This is a genomic window from Niallia sp. FSL R7-0648, assembly GCF_038007005.1.
In the GTDB taxonomy this organism is placed as follows: domain Bacteria; phylum Bacillota; class Bacilli; order Bacillales; family Cytobacillaceae; genus Niallia; species Niallia circulans.
In genome coordinates, this window is sequence record NZ_JBBOWE010000001.1 from 948,706 (window position 1) to 966,614 (window position 17,909).

Genomic DNA, 17,909 nt, shown 5'->3' on the forward strand with positions numbered 1-17,909 from the left:
GTATGTAAAGAATGAATATAAGGTCGATGAAAAGTTTTTATTTTTTTCTTAGATGGGGATTGACCTTTGTTGTAGCAATTATTATCTTGCTACCTCTTTACTGGATTTTTATTTCATCTATAACACCAAAGGGTTCTCTATTCCAAACTCCTATTGATTACTTTCCTAAGATCATTACTTTTCAAAACTATAAAGATTTATTTATTCAATTGGGAATTGGGGAAATGGCGATTAATACATTGCTGATTACTGGTTTATCTCTAGTTGCTTCTATTATATTTGGTACGGCAGCAGCATATGGGTTTGCCAGATATGACTATTCGAGAGGAGTTAGCTGGGGATATAAATTGCTGTTGTTTTCAGCACTAATCCCACCTGTTATAACTGCGCGACCTCTATACGATTTTATGAAGTCTGTACAATTGGTTGATACCTATTTGGGGTTAACCATTTTATATACAAGTTCCTTGCTCCCTTTCTCTGTACTAATTCTCTATAATTTCGTTAAACAAATTCCTCCATCTTTGGAAGAAGCTGCTCAAGTAGATGGAGCGAATTTTTTACAAGTATTATTCAAAGTGTATTTTCCGCTGATGAAGCCAGCTATAGCTACTGTTAGTATTATTAACTTTATCCAATGTTTAAATGAGTTTTTTACACCTTTATTTTTTTCTTACAAAATTAAAGTATTAAGTGTGGGGATTACAACGATTCCAAGAACAAGTAACTTTGAAGTGCCTTGGGATTTAATAAGTTCCATGGGTTGGTTCATTACTTTACCTATTATTTTATTTGTGATGATATTTGAAAAGAACATTATGGAAGGAATTATCGCTGGAGGAGTTAAACAATAAAAAAATTGGAGTGATACGATGTTTAATGGATTATCTACTTTACCTATTTTAAATAATGGAAGAACAAGAGCGATTAATGCGGAAAATCCTACTGGTGAAAAAGGAGGTGGCGGGAAGGCAGCTAGTAATCTTGGACCTTCGAGAAAAGGGGCTCCGTGTTTAAGAGATATTAAATCAGGCGAAATAAAAGTTTTAGCTGAAATTGATGGACCAGGTGTTATTGAACATATTTGGATAACGGTTCCTGCGAAAATAAATGATAAAAATCCGTTTGTATTGAGAGATATTATTCTCAGAATGTATTGGGATGATGAAGAGAATCCATCAGTTGAAAGCCCTTTGGGAGATTTCTTTTGCTGTGGATTTGGGCAAGGCTGTTTAGTGAATTCCATGCCTATAGCCGTTAATCCGAATAGAGGAATGAATAGTTATTTTTCTATGCCTTTTCATAAAAAAGCACGCATTACGATCGAAAATCAATGTGAGGATGCAATTCCTGCCTTTTTTTATCAAGTAGACTATTGCTTATATGATTCTTTGCCAAAAGAAATTGCTTATTTTCATGCCCAATGGAGAAGACAGAGTATTACTGAAAAAGGGCAGGATTATATTATTTTAGATGGTGTGAAAGGAAAAGGGCAGTATGTTGGTACGTATATGGCATTATCTACATTAGAAAGATATTGGTGGGGAGAAGGGGAGGTAAAGGTTTTTCTAGATGGAGATAAAGAATATCCGACAATTTGCGGAACTGGAACAGAGGATTATTTTGGTGGTGCTTGGAGTTTTGCAACATATAATGAGCATGGCAAAATGGACGAAACAACTTATTCTACACCTTTTTTAGGTTATCCGTTTTATGCTAAACAGGATAATACAGTTGTTAATCCTTACCATAATGATGATGTACCGCCAATGCGTGGATTTTATCGCTGGCATATTATGGATCCTATTCGCTTTGAAGAGGATCTCAAGATAACCGTACAACAAATTGGTGTCAGCCATCGTGGTTTGTTTGAGAGACAGGATGATGTTTCTACTGTTGCTTATTGGTATCAGACATTGCCTCATGAGCCATTTCCTGTTTTCCCTTTAAGAGAAGAACGATGGCCACGATAAAATATATCATCCTTAAATAAGAATTAATTTGTTTTCAAGAATGTAAATCCGCTAATCGGTTAAAATAACAAGAACAACTTTGAGGAGGATTAAAAATGGAAGACACAGGTAAATTCGTGGAAAAACTAAAGGATGATCAAAAGAAGCAAGAAAAAAATAAAAAGCATGGTAAAGGACATCCAGAGGCCAAATTACCAAATAAGCAGCACTAAAAATACATGCTAAAGAACTGCACCTTTATTTAGGGTGCAGTTTTTTTAGGTTACTATTCTCTTTCTTTTTCAAAAAAATCCTTATTGCTATCACGACTTGATAGCAATCTGCATACTTTAACAAAGGAGAAAGAGGAGAAAGGAAGAGATGGAATGAAAATTGAAAAAGTCATGACATATTATGGATATGATTTGATGATTAATGAAATTTTACATAAGAAGTGCCTGAAGTGTAAACAGTGGTATAAATTTGATGGGGAATTAGGTTATTGTAATTCATGTATAAGGGAGTTGGATAAAAAAAGACAGTGTTCTTTTCAACAATAGATTTGGTTTTATCATTCCGTTCGTCATCAGGATTTCTCTTTCGAGCTTCAAAAACATGTCCTATTAAACATCCCTCTGCATATAATGGTAGTAAATTTTGCTATTGGTGGGAGGAGTATATGTTATCGTTCATTGAAAAAGCAGTTCTCGGAATGGTTATCCTAAGATTATTATCTGGAAGCATAGAAATTACTGCAGCGCTTTTGATGCTGAAGACAAATGAAATAGAAAAGGCGCTTATAATCAATAGCTCCTTAGCAATTATTGGTCCTCTTGTACTTATAGCAACTACCTTTGTTGGCTTATGGGGTTTAACAGATAAAATATCCTTTGCTAAAATGATATGGGTATTATTGGGGATTGGGCTGATTATATATGGGGTGAAAAGCGAATAATCAATAAAAATTGCCTTTTTCTCCTGTTCAGGTGGTCAAAAGGCAATTTATTTTAGCTTTTGGTTAATATCGCAAAAAGCATTAGGACATAATGACTTCCTTTGAGAGAACAGTTTCGATTTTCTTAAATAATTTTTGTATTTCCTCGCCTTTAGAAATATTGACATTTATTTCACTCAGACAATGTTCTTTAATTAAATCTATCTTTTTCTTTTTGTTCTCAGCCTCTTCGCTTTCTTTGTCATTAGCGTTTTTTAGCAGCTGTTCATTGCCATGATGATTTAATATCCAAAAGGTATAAGTTAAATTTGGGTTTTTTTCTGGATAACTGAAGAATAGGACAAAGTGAATAAAAAAGTCTTTATCAAAATACTGTAATGTGCCTCTAAGGTAATTCTCCTCATTCTTACTAGAGGAAAGGGAGGTGCGAAAGCCTTTTTTTAATCCAATTTGTTCTATTTCATCCAGGATATACTCGATAAATAACTTCAATTTTTTTCCTCCGTTGTCCAAGTTTTATAACACTCACCTAATGTATTTTTCCTCTTGCTAAGTGTTAGTATTCTGGAATTAAACATATTTTGTAAGACAGAATAACTTTTCCATGTACGGATAATCTAACTAAAGATCCCTCAATCATAAAAGTAATGGATTATGCTGTACAGTAACGGAGGTAGTATTTGTGGAAAAGAAAAAAAATACAAAAATGACTGCAGTAGCGATTGGTTCTATCCCGCTTATCATGACACTAGGAAATTCCATGTTAATACCAATACTGCCAAAAATGCAATCGGAAATTAATCTTTCTGCTTTTCAAGCTAGTATGACGATAACGGTTTTTTCTGTAGTTGCCGCTTTCTTTATTCCTATTTTAGGCTATTTATCGGATCGTTTTACACGAAAATCTGTTATTCTTCCTGCTTTGTTTTTATATGGCGTTGGAGGTATATTAGCTGGATTTGCTGCGGCGAAATTTTCCCATGCTTATACATGGATCTTAGTAGGACGGTCTTTACAAGGGATAGGTGCTGCTGGAACCGCGCCGATAGCAATGGCATTAACGGCCGATTTATATAAAGGAGCGAAAGAAAGTAGGATATTGGGACTTGTGGAAGCATCCAATGGATTTGGGAAAGTGCTTTCTCCTATACTAGGTTCTGCCATTGCCTTAATTGTTTGGTATGGCGTATTTTTTGCTTTTCCAATGGTTGTATTAATTTCTATTATCTTGTCATGGATATTCATTAGAGAGAAAGAACATAGTAAAAAGCCTCCATCTCCAAGCAAATATATAAAAGGGTTAGTAAGTGTTTTTAAACATGAAGGAAAATGGTTATTTACGGCATACTTAGCAGGGGCAACCTGTTTATTTACGCTCTTCGGTATTCTTTTCTATTTATCAGATACATTAGAGAAAACGCATAAAATTGATGGAATTATCAAGGGGTTAATACTAGCAATTCCCTTATTAATAATGTGTACAACATCCTATATTACAGGAAGTAAAATAGGAAAAAATCAAAAATTAATGAAAAAGTTAATCGTTCTTGGTTTTATTTTTGTCACTGCATCTTATGCAAGCTTAAGTTTATTTAAGGGCCTTGTTCCTTTTATAGCAGTCCTTGCAGTCAGCAGTGTTGGAACTGGTTTGATTTTGCCGTGTATTAATAGTTTTATTACAGGTGCTGTTGGCCAAGAAAGAAGGGGGTTCGTTACTTCTTTATATGGTTCTGTGCGGTTCCTGGGAGTTGCAATCGGACCGCCAATTTTCGGTAGGCTGATGGATTGGTCCCGTTTAGGTATGTTTTTATCAATAGCTGGATTTACTTGTCTAGTTGGTCTTCTTGCCCTGCTATTAATCAAAGGAGAGGATAACAAACAGCAGCAGGGAGAAAAAGGGAAGAAAGACAAAAAAGAAGAGGATACGAAAGAAGTCATTCCTTTTTTAGAGCCTATTGATGGAAGATGATAAGGATGTTTGGGATTATCCCGAACATCCTTATTTTTTCCGCCAGGCAAACGCAGGACCAGAGATGGGTAGACGAATTCTTAAATTATAGAGATAGGCAACAATTTTTGTAGAGAACCATTGACAGATGAGGGCTTGTATCACAATTTGCCAATCGATAATATAAGCAGTGATGACAAATATTACCCCATTTATCCAAAATAATGGTTTACCAGGATTAATATTTCTATATTTGGAGATGATTAAGGCAATAACTCCGATTCCGCCATTCGATACACCTTGCCTTAAGAGAATGCCAATTCCCGTACCTAGTACTAAGGATCCAATAAGCATATCTATCCAGACATTGGAAAAGGGTGTACTGAAATAGGTTTGGGAAAGATTAACGGCTATAGAAGTGATCGTAATTCCAAATAATGTTCCAACTGCACTGCTGCCGCCTAAGAAATGGATGGCAAAAAGGAGCATAGAAGAATTGATCATCCAAAGAATAATACTTAGGGGGATGTTGAAAAAATAATGGAAGAGAACAGTTAAACCGCCAGCTCCCCCAGAAGGGATAGAATTTGGAAAAAGGAATATACCCATTGCACATCCTTGAATAATTGCACCAAGCAAAATGAAGGAGTATTGTCTACATATTCTTTTAAATCGATAAGGTGAATAAGCTACCGGCTTTTTTTTTCTCAAAAAAATCATCCCTCATTTAATATGCATGTCCACTATTATAACAAGTGTATGCAGAAACATGAAAAGGAATGACCTTTATTATAGGAATTGGGAGTCTTTCCTTCAAGGGACTGTTCGCTTAACACATCCTCAGTGATGGGGGTATTAGGTTTGTCTTGTTACCACGCTAAATAAGAAAAGAAGAAGACCAGACAAAAAAAGTCAGCCTCCTCCACTAATCCTCATTAATTTAGCTTTGGAATCGTTTTTAATGCTAGGTTTCGTTCCTCCTCAATCATTCGATGAGACTTTTCGTCGGTTGGATGGAGGATTTTTTTCAATATATCGTTAACTAAAGAGGCAAAAGCAGCATGATTTCGCTGGCGTGACCTTTCTAGAGTAATTGGTATATCTTGAGCAATGACGCCATCCTGAAGAACAATGACTCGATCAGCAAGCGCTACAGCCTCTTCGACATCATGCGTTACTAATAAGGAGGTGAATCCGTGGGTCATTTGAATATTTTCAATCATAGATTGCATTTCTAGACGGGTAAGAGCATCTAATGCTCCAAGGGGTTCATCGAGTAACAGCAGTCTTGGTTTATGCATAAGCGACCGAGCTAATGCTACACGCTGCTTCTGTCCGCCAGAAAGATTTGCTGGCCATTCATCTTTCTTGTCTTCTAATCCAACATCACGCAAAACCTGAATGGCTTCCTCCCGGCGATTCCCTTTTAGTCCTAATTTTACATTATCTAATACGCGTTTCCATGGAAGTAAGCGCCCATCCTGGAACATCATGCATGCTTCCCTGTTTAAACTATTTAAAGGTTTTCCGTCGATGAGTATTTCGCCTTTAGTTGGTTTTTCTAACCCTGACAGTAAGCGAAGTAACGTGCTTTTTCCACAGCCGCTCTTTCCGACAATTGCAAGGAACTCGCCTCGATTTATTTTAAGATTTAGAGATTTTAAGACTTTGGTATCATTATAGCTTTTTTCGAGATTTTTTATTTCTAGATATATTTTTTCTTTCCTCATCTTCCAATCCTCCTTTACTTTAGGAATGTTTGTGGTAGCTAGGATGCCATTTAAGCCATCGTGTTTCCATAAAACGAGCGATTACATCGGAAAGTTTTCCAAGTAATGCATACAGGAGAATACTTAATACAATTACATCCATCCTCATAAATTCTCTTGCATTCATTGCCATATAACCAATCCCAGAAGTAGAGGATATTGTTTCCGCAACAATTAAAGTAATCCACATGATTCCTAATGAAAATCGTAAACCTACAAGAATGGAAGAAAGAGCGCCTGGAAATATAACATTTAGGAAAAGAGAAAAGCCATTTAGCCCATACATTTTTCCCATTTCGATTAATCCTTTATCAACAGATTTAATACCATGATAAGTATTAAGATAGATGGGGAATAAAACCCCTAAAGCTACAAGAAATACTTTTGCTTCTTCTCCAATCCCAAACCAAAGAATGACTAATGGTATTAGAGCTAAATGGGGAATATTTCGTAACATTTGAATAGAGGTGTCAAGTAATAGCTCTGTAAATCGGAATAAGCCGTTTAATAAACCTAATACAAATCCAATCGTACCACCGATCAGAAATCCAATAGACGCTCTCCATAAACTAATCCATACATGATGGGTTAATTCTCCCGTTTGAAAGAGATTGATGGCAGCCACATAGACATCCGATGGAGCGGGAAGTATTCGCGAGGAAATAATCCCTGCTTTAATAATCCATTGCCAGCTAATTAGCAATAAAATAGGAATACCCCACGGCAATATTTTTTTTATGAAGTAGAGAGATGTTTTCTTCACTGTTCCTCATCCTTTAAATCAATTGTATAGACGTTTTCATTCACCTTTATTTTCTTCGGGATAAGTTGGAGGTTATAAAAGGTATCTGCAATTTCTTGCTGTTCTTTTATAATCGTTGCACTTATTTCTTCTACTCCATACACTCTTCTTTCCACAGCCATGTTCATAGAGGCTTCATCAATACCCAAAATAGAGGAAAGCATTTTTGTTAAATCTTCCGGATGCTCATTTGCCCACTGACATGATTTTTGTATTTCTTTCATCACTACTTTAATAATCTCTTTGTTTTCCTGAAGAAAGTCAGAGGAAGCTAGAAAGAAATCGCGGTCACTAGTTAGACCTTTTCCATTTACTAATAGTGTTGCATCAGCTTGTAACTGTGTATCTGCGGTAAAAGGATCCCATATAACCCAAGCGTCAATTTCCTTTTTTTCAAAAGCAATTCTTGCGTCTCCAGGCGATAAGTAAGCAGGTTCTATGTCACTATAGTTTAAACCAGCTTTTTCTAATGCTTTTACTAATAAATAATGGGAACTACTTCCTTTGGCAAAACCGATTTTTTTTCCTTTCAGGTCTGCTAATGTCTTGATGGAAGAATCATTCTTCACTAAAATGCCAGAACCTTCAAACTTTGATTTTCCTGCAGCAACATACTGTAAGGTAGAATCAGAAGCTTGAGCAAAGATTGGAGGAGAATCACCTGACCGACCAAAATCTATACTTCCGGCATTTAATGCTTCAAGTAAAGCTGGGCCTGCTTGAAATTCATACCATTCTACTTTATATCCAAGTGGCTTTAAACGTTCTTCTAAGGTACCTAGCTCCTTCAAAATAAGGAGTGGTCCATTTTTTTGATAACCAATACGGAATACCTTATCATAGCTACTATTCTCACCTGGTGGTTTTGGTAATGAACAAGCAGAAAGAAAAATGGTAGATAAAAGCAGCATACATCCTAAGATTAAAGCGACTGTTTTCTTTCTTTTTTTCATATAGAAGCATCATCTCCTCATACTCTTATTTTATTTGTCAGCTATGTTAAGGAAGCTTGTAGAAGATGATATTCTCTGCCATCAATCACTAGTTAGGCATTAACGTACATATATTTTTCTTTCTGAAAAGTTGACTGTTTCATCATTCAAACCAACCATTTTTTTAACATAGCATATCCACATATTCTGTCTGGACTTTAGTTCTTTATAAATTATGCAAAGAATACTATTAGGTACCTGTTTAGTTTTTTTAGATATAATTTCTTTTTTGTTTTATCAAATAGGGAATTTAGAATGAAGGGGAGGGAGTAGTTAACCATTTAGGAAGGATCCTCGGACAAAGAACTTTACAGCACATAAAAAAACAGCCTTAGATTACCTAAGGCAAAAAGACCATACAAATGCAGAAATTGCTGGGATGACAATTATCGATCAGGATCATTTGGATTTAAAATACGGGGACGGCGATTCTTTAAAGGAATTGGTGTTCTGACAAGAATATCTCTCATTGCACGGTAATTGAATGGAATGAAAGGCCATAGATAGGGAACTCCAAATGATTTCGTTTTTGCAAGGAAGATAATAAACAGAGCTACCCCAACGATATATCCTGGAACTTTAAAGATAGCGGTAGAAATTAACAGCACAATCCGGACAAGTCTGTTTGCTAAACCAAGCTCATAACTAGGTGTTGCAAAAGTTCCGATGGCAGCAATGGAGAAATACAAAATGACTTCGTTTGAAAACAGCCCAACCTCTACTGCGACTTGTCCAATCATTAAGGCAGCCACAAGTCCTAATGCGGTTGCAAGCGATGTAGGTGTATGAATGGCGGCCATACGAAGCATATCCAGTCCAACTTCTATTAAAAGAAACTGAATAATTAAGGGAACCTGCCCTAATTCATTCGGTCCCAAAAAGGATAAAGATCCAGGCAATAGGCTTGGTTCTATACTCACTAAATACCACAAAGGTAATAAGAAAAGGGAAGCAAACACACCTAGGTAGCGAACAAAGCGTAAATAGGCACCTACAAGCGGATTGTTTCGATATTCTTCAGCATGCTGTAAATGATGCCAGAAAGTGACGGGGGTGATCATGGCAGACGGCGAGCCATCTACAAAAATACATATATGCCCTTCAAAAAGATGGATGGCCGTTGTATCAGGTCGTTCTGTATAACGTACTTTTGGGAAAGGATTCCAGTTGTTTCCTGAAATAAATTCCTCAATTGTTTTTTCTGCCATCGGTAATCCATCGGTATCAATATGGGACATCGCCTTCTTTAATTGTTCGACCATATCTGGATCTGCAATATCACCAATATAACAAATAACGATATCTGTTTTGGAACGACGCCCTACTTGCATAAATTCCATTCGCAGCGTCCGATCTCTGATTCTTCTTCTTGTCAGCGCTGTATTAAACACAATTGTTTCTACAAAGCCATCCCGGGAACCACGGACGACCCTCTCTGTATCAGGCTCTTGTGGTCCTCTGACAGGATAGGTTCTCGCATCAATCAGCAGGACTTCGTCAATACCTTCGATAAGGAGTGCTGTTGGACCTGAGAGCACATTATCGACAACCTTATTTAGATCATCAACAGTGCTGATTTCTATATAAGGTATATAGGTACTCAATAATTTCTTTAAAACATCTTTTCTTAATTCCTCTTTTTTTACTTTTGCAAGGAACTTCATGAGCAAATGTAATATATCATCTTTTACTAATCCATCTACAAGAAACATAGCCATTCGAATGCCAGCATATTCCACATCTAAATGGATTATGTCAAAGTTTTGTCCTACACCCAATTCTTCCTTAAGGTATCCAACATTCTGATCCAAATGACTGGATACTTTCTTCTTACTTATGTTTTCCATATCTCACCTCATACTAAAAACAGTTGTGGAATGATTTTTCTTTTTTATGTACTATATTTCATAATAGACATAGAGAAGGAAAAAAATACCCGCGAAGTAAAAGGTGAATTTTCATAATTAAGAGCCAAAATGAAAAGGAATGCCTTTGTAATTGAAAGTAAGGAGCGTTTGAAAAATATTTCTTTGAGTTTATAAGACTAAAAATGTGCTTGTTAGAATCTAGATTATATATACAGAAGGAATATATTGGATAGATGGAGGATGCAAAAAGAGCAAGTTTATGATAATATGTATGAAAACGGTTAACATATAAAGTTTAAGATGAAAATAATCTATGTTTTTTCGGGTGGTTAGCATGAAAGTAAAATTAGAAGATGTAGCAGAGTTGGCAGGTGTATCTCCAACAACGGTTTCCCGTGTTTTGAATAATCGGGGATATATAAGTGAAAAAACGAGAGAAAAAGTGGAACAAGCCATTAAAGATTTAAATTATTATCCTAATGATATAGCACGCTCTCTTTTTAAAAAACGGACAAATTTTATTGGCCTTATTTTGCCGACCATTAATAATCCCTTTTTTAGTGAATTAGCTTTATATATAGAGAATATATGCTCCAATCATGATTTTAAAGTTATTCTCTGTAATAGTTTAGGGCAAGTGGCAAAAGAAACTTCATATGCAGAAATGCTTATCAGGCACCAAGTTGATGGTATCATTGTTTGTTCCTATAATCGTGGAATTGAAATATATAAGAACTCCAAGCTTCCTATTGTCGCAATTGACCATTACTTATCACCGACAATTCCTGTAATAGGTTCTGATAACTATGAGGGAGGAAAATTGGCTGTTCAACATTTACTTAACCAAGGTTGTAAAGCAATTGTTCATATAAATGGACCAAGCGATTTAGAAACACCAACCCAAAATAGAAGAAAAGCCTATGAAGACCAAGTAGCTCACCCCATAACCTATGAACTAAATAGCGTTTTCGATGAGGAAGCGACTGCAGAAACAATTAAAAAGATTTTCAAAGAACACCCTGAAACGGATGGGATTTTTGCTAGTGATGATTTAATAGCATCTACTTGTTTGAAAGTAGCGAGTGAACTAGGAATTCAGATTCCTAATCAATTAAAAGTTATAGGATATGATGGCACGCAAAGTGTAAGGAGGTTGTTACCTCAATTAACAACAATTAAACAACCAATTGAGGAAATTGCGCAATCAGCTGTATTAAGATTAATGGACATTATTAATGAAGTAAATAAGGATGAAAGAATGGAAGTTATTTTACCTGTTCAATTGCTAAAGAGTGAGACGGCCTAATCTAATAGTTTCCTTTGATAAAATATAATCTAAAAAATTAGATTGTATTTTTTTTAAAAATAAGTAAGTCAAGCGGTTGACACATCGATTGAAAGCGTTTAAAATCAAATATATCAAGCGGTTGACAGAAAAAAGTTTGAAAGCGGTTGATATACATAATCTGAGAAGGGAGATTTAGAAATATGTCAAGCGGTTGACATTTTAATCATTCAATATTTTTTTCAAGAAGGGGGCGAAATAAAATGTCAGTTTCAGTACCTGAAACGAAAAAAACGAATAAGAAAACTTCCCATAAAGTAGAAGGTGAATTTTTTCCTGAACAAAAAAAAGAAAATTTTATTCAATATTTCAAAAAAAATTATGCGTTGTATTTATTTTTAGTACCTGCCATTATTTTAACAATTGTATTTAAATATATCCCAATGTATGGAGCAATCATCGCTTTTAAGGATTTTAGCCCAATGAAGGGAATTATCGGCAGCGATTGGGTAGGCTTAACACACTTTAAAGATTTTTTAACTTCTCCCAATTTCAAAGAGATTTTTATGAATACGCTTAAATTAAGTTTCTATGGTTTAATACTGGGCTTTCCAGTACCCATTATTTTAGCACTTAGCCTTAATCAAGTACGGCGAGCTGCTATCAAAAAGAATATCCAATTAATATTGTATGCACCGAATTTTATATCTGTTGTTGTCATTACAGGAATGTTATTTATCTTTATGTCACCTACAGGTCCAATAAATTCACTATTATCGGTATTTAACGATAAACCAGTTTCCTTTATGACAGATCCTGAATATTTTAGATCCATTTATATTTTATCAGGAATATGGCAAGCGGCAGGTTGGTCATCGATTATTTATGTAGCAGCACTTGCAAATGTGGATCCTCAATTACATGATGCGGCGACAATCGATGGAGCAACACTATTACAGAGGATAAGGCATATTGATCTTCCTACTCTAAAACCAATCATGGCAGTGTTGTTTATTCTAGGAGCAGGTGGAATTATGGCGATTGGATTTGAAAAGGCTTACTTAATGCAAACCTCTATGAATCTGCCAACTTCAGAGATTCTGCCGACTTATGTGTATAAAGTAGGGCTGCAGGCCGGGGATTATGCCTATTCAACAGCGGTAGGTTTGTTTAATTCTGTTATTAACGTCGTTTTATTGGTATTTGTGAATTTTGTAGTGAAGAAGTTAAATGAAGGTGAAGGGTTATATTAATAAAGGGGGGATACCCATTGAAAAATCATTCCAAAACAGATAAAATGCTTCTTTTTAGTAACAAAATAATTTTAATATTACTCGTTTTAATCGTGTTATTACCGTTACTTTATATTTTATTGGCTTCCTTTTTAGACCCCAATGTGCTGCTTAGTAAAGGTTTTTCCTTAAATCCTTCTGATTGGAGTCTGGAAGGCTATAAACGGATTTTACAAGATGAATTAATGATAAAAGGATTTATCAATTCAGTCATTTATTCATTAGGCTTTACAATTGTCACTATTGTTATTACGATCTTTGCTGCATATCCACTTTCTCTTGATGGATTTAAAGGGAAGAATATAATTATGGTTTTCTTTCTCATTACGATGTTCTTTAATGGCGGGTTGATTCCTACCTATTTAATAGTAAAGGATTTAGGAATGCTAAATACCGTTTGGTCGATTATTCTGCCAGGAGCAATTAGTGTCTGGAATATTATCTTAGCACGAACCTTTTTTAAAGGGCTTCCAAAAGAGCTGTTTGAGGCAGCAAAAATTGATGGTGCTTCTGAATTGAAAATATTTCTGAAAATAGTTTTGCCTTTGTCTAAACCTATTATTTTTGTAATCGCTTTATATGCCTTTGTTGGACAATGGAATTCCTACTTTGATGCAATGATTTATTTAGAGGACCAAGAATTACATCCATTGCAGCTAGTTTTACGTTCCATTCTGATTCAAAACCAAGTTCAGCCTGGAATGATTAATGATCAATTAGCAATGGCTGAGTTAAGTAAATTAGCGGAAAAAATAAAATATGCATCTATTGTCATTTCAAGTCTACCACTTCTAATCATGTATCCATTCTTCCAAAAATACTTTGAAAAAGGTGTTATGGTAGGATCTTTAAAATAATTTAAATAAAAGCATATGGAGGGTTCATTTATGGGGAAAATCAATAAGCTTCTTTCCACTTTTATTGTTGCCGGTCTTGTTCTAACAGGCTGCAGTGGCGATAAGACAAGTAAAAGTGCTTCAACAGAAGATTTAAAACTAACTGATGTTACATTTCCTTTGAAAGAGAAAGCTACACTTCGTTTTATGACACAAAGCTCAGCTTTAGCACCAACCGACCCGAATGAAAAGCTAATTTATCAAAGATTAGAGGAACAGACAGGTGTCCATATAGATTGGAAAAACTATACGAAAGACCAATTTGTGGAGAAGCGGAATTTAGCGTTGGCAAGTGGGGAGCTGCCAGATGCCATTTTAGATGCTGCTTTCAGTGATTATGATTTACTGAAATATGCGAAGGATGGAACCATCATACCAGTTGAAGATTTAATTGATCAGTATATGCCCAATTTTAAAAAGGTGCTGGAAGAAGCTCCAGAATATAAATCGATGATTACAGCTCCAGATGGACATATATACAGTTTTCCTTGGATTGAAGAGCTTGGCAGTGGAAAGAGCCGCATTCAAGTAGTTGACTGCCTTCCTTGGATAAATGTAGAATGGCTCAATAATTTAGGGCTGGAAATGCCAACAACAACAGAAGAACTAAAAGAGGTACTTCTTGCTTTTAAAACACAAGATCCAAATGGTAATGGCGAAGCAGATGAAATACCATTATCTTTTATTGTAAATCAAGGGGGAGAGGACCCAGCCTTCTTATTTGCTTCCTTTGGTCTAGGCGATAACTGGGATCACACGGTTGTTTCCAATGAAGGGAAAGTTATTTTTACTGCAGCAGAAGAAGGATATAAAGAAGCGTTAAAATTCTTTAATGAACTAAATGATTTAGGTTTAATTGATGTAGAAGCATATGAACAAGATTGGAATAAATATGTAGCGAAAGGAAAAGATTCAAAATACGGTCTTTACTTTACATGGGATAAAGGAAATATTAGTGGCATGAACGATACTTATGATGTAATGCCACCATTAGAAGGACCAAATGGTGAAAAAAATGTGGCGCAAACTAATGGCTTTGGTCTTGATAGAGGAAGAATGGTTATCACAAGTGCGAATAAGAATTTAGAGTTAACAGCTAAATGGATTGATCAACTGTATGAACCACTGCAATCTGTTCAAGATAACTGGGGAACATATGGGGATACGAAACAGCAAAATATTTTTGAATTTGATGAGAAAGCTGGTATGTTAAAGCATCTTCCTTTAGAAGGCGCGGCACCAGTCGAAATAAGAGAAAAAACAAATATCGCAGGACCGCTGGCGATATTAGATGAGTATTACGGCGTATATACGACAAAACCAGAAGATGCTGCTTGGAGATTAGATATTTTAGAAAAAAATATGGTTCCTCATATTAAAGCTGAGAACTTTTATCCACCTGTATTTTTCTCACTAGAGGAAGCAGATGAAAAGGCAAAAATTGAAACAGATTTATTTGCTTATGTAAATAGAAAAAGAGCCGAATGGATGAGTAATGGAAAAATTGAGGAAGAATGGGAAGATTATTTGAAAGAATTAGAGAGACTCGGTCTAAGCACTTGGTTGCAAATTAAGCAAGATGGCTATGACAGAACAGTAAAACAGTAAATTAATTGGAGGCATGACATTGAAGATTACTAAACTCGAAAAATACAGACCAGCCTTGCATTTTTCTCCCCAAAAAAATTGGATGAATGATCCGAATGGGTTAGTGTTTTTCAAAGGAGAATATCATTTATTTTATCAGCATAATCCGCATGGCAGCACATGGGGTCCCATGCATTGGGGGCATGCAGTCAGCAAAGATTTAATTGTATGGGATGAATTAGAGATAGCTTTACATCCTGATGAGAATGGAACCATTTTTTCAGGCAGCATAGTTGTGGATTGGAATAATACAACAGGCTTTTTTAACGAAGAACCCGGGTTGGTGGCTATTTTTACCCATCACTCGGAGCCAGATCACGGCAAGGAGGCTGTTCAGACACAGAGTTTGGCATATAGCATAGATAAGGGAAGATCATGGATTAAATATGACGGTAATCCCGTACTTGCTCACCCTACCAATCCTGATTTTAGAGACCCTAAAGTTTTTTGGCACAAAGATACCCAAAAGTGGATGATGGTTTTAGCTACAGGACAAACAATCTCTTTCTATTCCTCTTTAAATTTGAAGGATTGGCAGTTTGAAAGTGAATTTGGAGAGAATTGCGGCTGTCACGAAGGGGTATGGGAATGTCCAGACTTATTTGAGTTACCAATAGACAATACAAATGATAAAAAATGGGTGCTTATTGTCAGTATTGGCGATAATCCTCAATATGATGAAGGATCTCGCACGCAATATTTTGTTGGGTCATTTGATGGAAAGGAATTTACGCCAGAACATGAAAATATAAAATGGCTGGACTATGGGAAGGACAACTATGCTGGGGTAAGCTTTTCTGATATTCCTGAAGCAGATGGAAGACGAATTTATTTAGGCTGGATGAGTAATTGGCGTTATGCTAATCAAGTTCCGACAGAAGGATGGAGAAGTCAGATGACTCTTCCTAGAGAGCTGGAACTGCGTGAGAAGATGGGAGAGTATTATCTCGTCCAACATTTAGTAAGAGAATTAGATACCTATTTTGATAGAAAAGAAGAAAGAACAGACACAATCATTACAGCCAAAGAAAGCACTGTTTTTGAAGTAGATCATGAATACACAGAGATAATCCTATCCTTCAAGAATATAAATGCAAATAAGTATGGATTAAGGATAGAACATACAGATTCACAGCATACAACTATTACTATTGATGCGAAAGAAAATGTACTGAGTCTGTCTCGTGAAAAATCTGGGGTGGTTGATTTTTCCGATATTTTTCCTAAACTGCAGCGAGTTGGTCTTGAGGATTCTCATTCACTTGATTTACGAATAATTGTAGATTCTGCCTCCTTAGAATTATTTATCAATGGCGGAGAGCAAGCATTAACAAGTTTAATTTTCCCTGATAAAGTAAGCAAACGAATATGTTTGTTTGCAGAAGAAGGGAAAGTAAATCTAGTATATGGCAAGGTATCTGTTCCTTCTAAAAGTTGATATATAATGGAAAGCCAGAGGATTGGATAAATCTATCCTCTGGCTATTTTATACGAAACTCAATGGAAAAAAGTTAGAAAAGTGGTGTAGAGATATGATCGATGTAGCAGCATTAGGAGAAATTTTAATTGATTTTACTCCCCAAGGAGAAAATGAGCAGGGGTTTCCGATTCTTGTTGCAAATCCAGGTGGAGCCCCGGGAAATGTTCTAGTGGCTTTATCCTGTTTAGGGCTGAGAACAGAATTTATGGGGAGCGTAGGAAATGATTATTTTGGGGAATTACTCGTTGCTACCTTACAGAATAAAGGGGTGCAAACAAATGGAATTGTTTATTCCCCAATAAAAACGACACTAGCATTTGTGCATATTGATCATCAGGGGGATCGTTCATTTGATTTTTATAGACAGCCTGGTGCGGACATGATGTTATCTAAGGACGATGTGGACTTTTCATTAATAGCAGATGCTAAAATATTCCATGTAGGATCAATATCCATGACAAATGAGCCAGCAAGAGAAGCAACTTTAGTAGCATTAAATTATGCGAAAGAACAACATAAGATTATTTCATTTGATCCAAATCTTCGTCCCTTACTATGGCAAAGCTTAGAGGAGGCAAAAGAGCAAATCGAAGCAGTCTTGCATTTTGCGGATATAGTCAAAGTTTCGGAAGAAGAATTAGCATTTTTAACGAATACAACAGATATTTTTTCAGGAGCAAAGCAGTTATTTAAAGAGTTTGATTTACGGCTGCTTTTTGTAACAGTGGGAGATAAGGGAAGCTATGCATATGGAGAGGATGGCTTAGTATTTGTCCCAGGAGCAGCTGTAAAAGCTATTGATACAACTGGATGCGGAGATGCATTTCTTGCTGGCGTGCTATATGAATTATTAAAGAGGGATTTATTGAATTTTAAAATACGCGAAGATATATTAAAGCAAATATTGAATTTCGGAAATGCGATGGGAGCATATGTGGCAACAAATAAAGGTGGAATTCCAGCCATGCCTACTCTTCACCAAATTGAAGACTTTATAGTAGTCAATAAAAAGGGAGGATAAAT

General features: G+C 35.8%; 17 protein-coding genes. 11 read left to right on the forward strand and 6 right to left on the reverse strand.

The annotated features are described in order from the left end of the window. The first annotated feature begins 11 nt into the window (after positions 1–11). From NSQ89_RS04520 to NSQ89_RS04535, 4 genes are all read left to right on the forward strand, one after another. Positions 12–854, forward strand: a complete 843-nt coding sequence (locus NSQ89_RS04520; RefSeq protein ID WP_047941421.1) for a carbohydrate ABC transporter permease — start codon at positions 12–14, stop codon at positions 852–854. A gap of 18 nt (positions 855–872) precedes the next feature. Then, a complete protein-coding gene (locus tag NSQ89_RS04525; RefSeq protein ID WP_047941422.1) occupies positions 873–1,973 on the forward strand; it encodes a glycoside hydrolase family 172 protein in 1,101 nt (366 codons plus the stop codon). A gap of 95 nt (positions 1,974–2,068) precedes the next feature. Then, positions 2,069–2,185: a DUF4023 family protein gene (locus tag NSQ89_RS04530; RefSeq protein WP_082138277.1), complete on the forward strand. Its 117-nt coding sequence runs from the start codon at positions 2,069–2,071 to the stop codon at positions 2,183–2,185. 446 nt (positions 2,186–2,631) lie between these two features. Then, on the forward strand, positions 2,632–2,907 hold the full coding sequence (locus tag NSQ89_RS04535) for a YqhV family protein (RefSeq protein WP_336045351.1): 276 nt from the start codon (positions 2,632–2,634) through the stop codon (positions 2,905–2,907). Between the two features lie 81 nt (positions 2,908–2,988). Here NSQ89_RS04535 and NSQ89_RS04540 read toward each other — a convergent pair whose 3' ends face one another. After that, entirely contained in the window at positions 2,989–3,399 is a 411-nt protein-coding gene (locus NSQ89_RS04540; protein ID WP_047941424.1) for a hypothetical protein, read from the reverse strand. A 214-nt stretch (positions 3,400–3,613) separates the two neighbouring features. Between NSQ89_RS04540 and NSQ89_RS04545 the strand changes: the two genes are divergently transcribed. Then, complete coding sequence (locus tag NSQ89_RS04545) at positions 3,614–4,876, forward strand: MFS transporter (RefSeq protein WP_061800326.1); 1,263 nt, start codon at positions 3,614–3,616, stop codon at positions 4,874–4,876. Positions 4,877–4,906: 30 nt separating this feature from the next. Here NSQ89_RS04545 and NSQ89_RS04550 read toward each other — a convergent pair whose 3' ends face one another. From NSQ89_RS04550 to NSQ89_RS04570, 5 genes are all read right to left on the reverse strand, one after another. Continuing rightward, the gene (locus NSQ89_RS04550; RefSeq protein ID WP_336045349.1) at positions 4,907–5,566 is read right to left on the reverse strand and encodes a YitT family protein; all 660 of its coding nucleotides are present in this window, start codon (positions 5,564–5,566) and stop codon (positions 4,907–4,909) included. A 224-nt stretch (positions 5,567–5,790) separates the two neighbouring features. Next, positions 5,791–6,585 (reverse strand): ATP-binding cassette domain-containing protein, encoded by a 795-nt coding sequence (locus tag NSQ89_RS04555; RefSeq protein WP_095321727.1) that lies wholly within the window; start codon positions 6,583–6,585, stop codon positions 5,791–5,793. Positions 6,586–6,604: 19 nt separating this feature from the next. Beyond that, positions 6,605–7,387, reverse strand: coding sequence for an aliphatic sulfonate ABC transporter permease SsuC (gene ssuC / locus NSQ89_RS04560; RefSeq protein ID WP_061800256.1), 783 nt, complete (start codon positions 7,385–7,387; stop codon positions 6,605–6,607). After that, on the reverse strand, positions 7,384–8,379 hold the full coding sequence (locus NSQ89_RS04565) for a sulfonate ABC transporter substrate-binding protein (RefSeq protein ID WP_336045348.1): 996 nt from the start codon (positions 8,377–8,379) through the stop codon (positions 7,384–7,386). The genes ssuC and NSQ89_RS04565 overlap by 4 nt, the downstream gene beginning before the upstream one ends. 425 nt (positions 8,380–8,804) lie before the next feature. Further along, positions 8,805–10,265, reverse strand: a complete 1,461-nt coding sequence (locus NSQ89_RS04570; RefSeq protein WP_047941429.1) for a spore germination protein — start codon at positions 10,263–10,265, stop codon at positions 8,805–8,807. A 355-nt stretch (positions 10,266–10,620) separates the two neighbouring features. Between NSQ89_RS04570 and NSQ89_RS04575 the strand changes: the two genes are divergently transcribed. The 6 genes from NSQ89_RS04575 (at position 10,621) to NSQ89_RS04600 (ending at position 17,907) form a co-directional block, all read left to right on the forward strand. Beyond that, positions 10,621–11,592 carry a LacI family DNA-binding transcriptional regulator gene (locus NSQ89_RS04575; protein WP_047941430.1) on the forward strand — a complete coding sequence of 324 codons (972 nt, stop codon included), beginning with the start codon at positions 10,621–10,623 and terminating at the stop codon, positions 11,590–11,592. 242 nt (positions 11,593–11,834) lie between these two features. Next, entirely contained in the window at positions 11,835–12,824 is a 990-nt protein-coding gene (locus tag NSQ89_RS04580; RefSeq protein ID WP_047941431.1) for an ABC transporter permease, read from the forward strand. 44 nt (positions 12,825–12,868) lie between these two features. Then, entirely contained in the window at positions 12,869–13,720 is an 852-nt protein-coding gene (locus NSQ89_RS04585) for a carbohydrate ABC transporter permease (protein WP_047941616.1), read from the forward strand. A 30-nt stretch (positions 13,721–13,750) separates the two neighbouring features. Beyond that, on the forward strand, positions 13,751–15,367 hold the full coding sequence (locus tag NSQ89_RS04590) for an ABC transporter substrate-binding protein (protein WP_047941432.1): 1,617 nt from the start codon (positions 13,751–13,753) through the stop codon (positions 15,365–15,367). Between the two features lie 19 nt (positions 15,368–15,386). After that, positions 15,387–16,844 carry a glycoside hydrolase family 32 protein gene (locus NSQ89_RS04595; protein WP_341132299.1) on the forward strand — a complete coding sequence of 486 codons (1,458 nt, stop codon included), beginning with the start codon at positions 15,387–15,389 and terminating at the stop codon, positions 16,842–16,844. A gap of 22 nt (positions 16,845–16,866) precedes the next feature. Then, the gene (locus tag NSQ89_RS04600; RefSeq protein WP_328822990.1) at positions 16,867–17,907 is read left to right on the forward strand and encodes a carbohydrate kinase family protein; all 1,041 of its coding nucleotides are present in this window, start codon (positions 16,867–16,869) and stop codon (positions 17,905–17,907) included. Positions 17,908–17,909: the final 2 nt, after the last annotated feature.

Coding starts and splice junctions, on each gene's coding strand:
- NSQ89_RS04520 (WP_047941421.1), top strand. CDS start 12: ATGAATATAAGGTCGATGAAAAGTTTTTATTTTTTTCTTAGATGGGGA.
- NSQ89_RS04525 (WP_047941422.1), top strand. CDS start 873: ATGTTTAATGGATTATCTACTTTACCTATTTTAAATAATGGAAGAACA.
- NSQ89_RS04530 (WP_082138277.1), top strand. CDS start 2,069: ATGGAAGACACAGGTAAATTCGTGGAAAAACTAAAGGATGATCAAAAG.
- NSQ89_RS04535 (WP_336045351.1), top strand. CDS start 2,632: ATGTTATCGTTCATTGAAAAAGCAGTTCTCGGAATGGTTATCCTAAGA.
- NSQ89_RS04545 (WP_061800326.1), top strand. CDS start 3,614: ATGACTGCAGTAGCGATTGGTTCTATCCCGCTTATCATGACACTAGGA.
- NSQ89_RS04555 (WP_095321727.1), bottom strand. CDS start 6,585: ATGAGGAAAGAAAAAATATATCTAGAAATAAAAAATCTCGAAAAAAGC.
- NSQ89_RS04565 (WP_336045348.1), bottom strand. CDS start 8,379: ATGAAAAAAAGAAAGAAAACAGTCGCTTTAATCTTAGGATGTATGCTG.
- NSQ89_RS04570 (WP_047941429.1), bottom strand. CDS start 10,265: ATGGAAAACATAAGTAAGAAGAAAGTATCCAGTCATTTGGATCAGAAT.
- NSQ89_RS04575 (WP_047941430.1), top strand. CDS start 10,621: ATGAAAGTAAAATTAGAAGATGTAGCAGAGTTGGCAGGTGTATCTCCA.
- NSQ89_RS04580 (WP_047941431.1), top strand. CDS start 11,835: ATGTCAGTTTCAGTACCTGAAACGAAAAAAACGAATAAGAAAACTTCC.
- NSQ89_RS04585 (WP_047941616.1), top strand. CDS start 12,869: ATGCTTCTTTTTAGTAACAAAATAATTTTAATATTACTCGTTTTAATC.
- NSQ89_RS04590 (WP_047941432.1), top strand. CDS start 13,751: ATGGGGAAAATCAATAAGCTTCTTTCCACTTTTATTGTTGCCGGTCTT.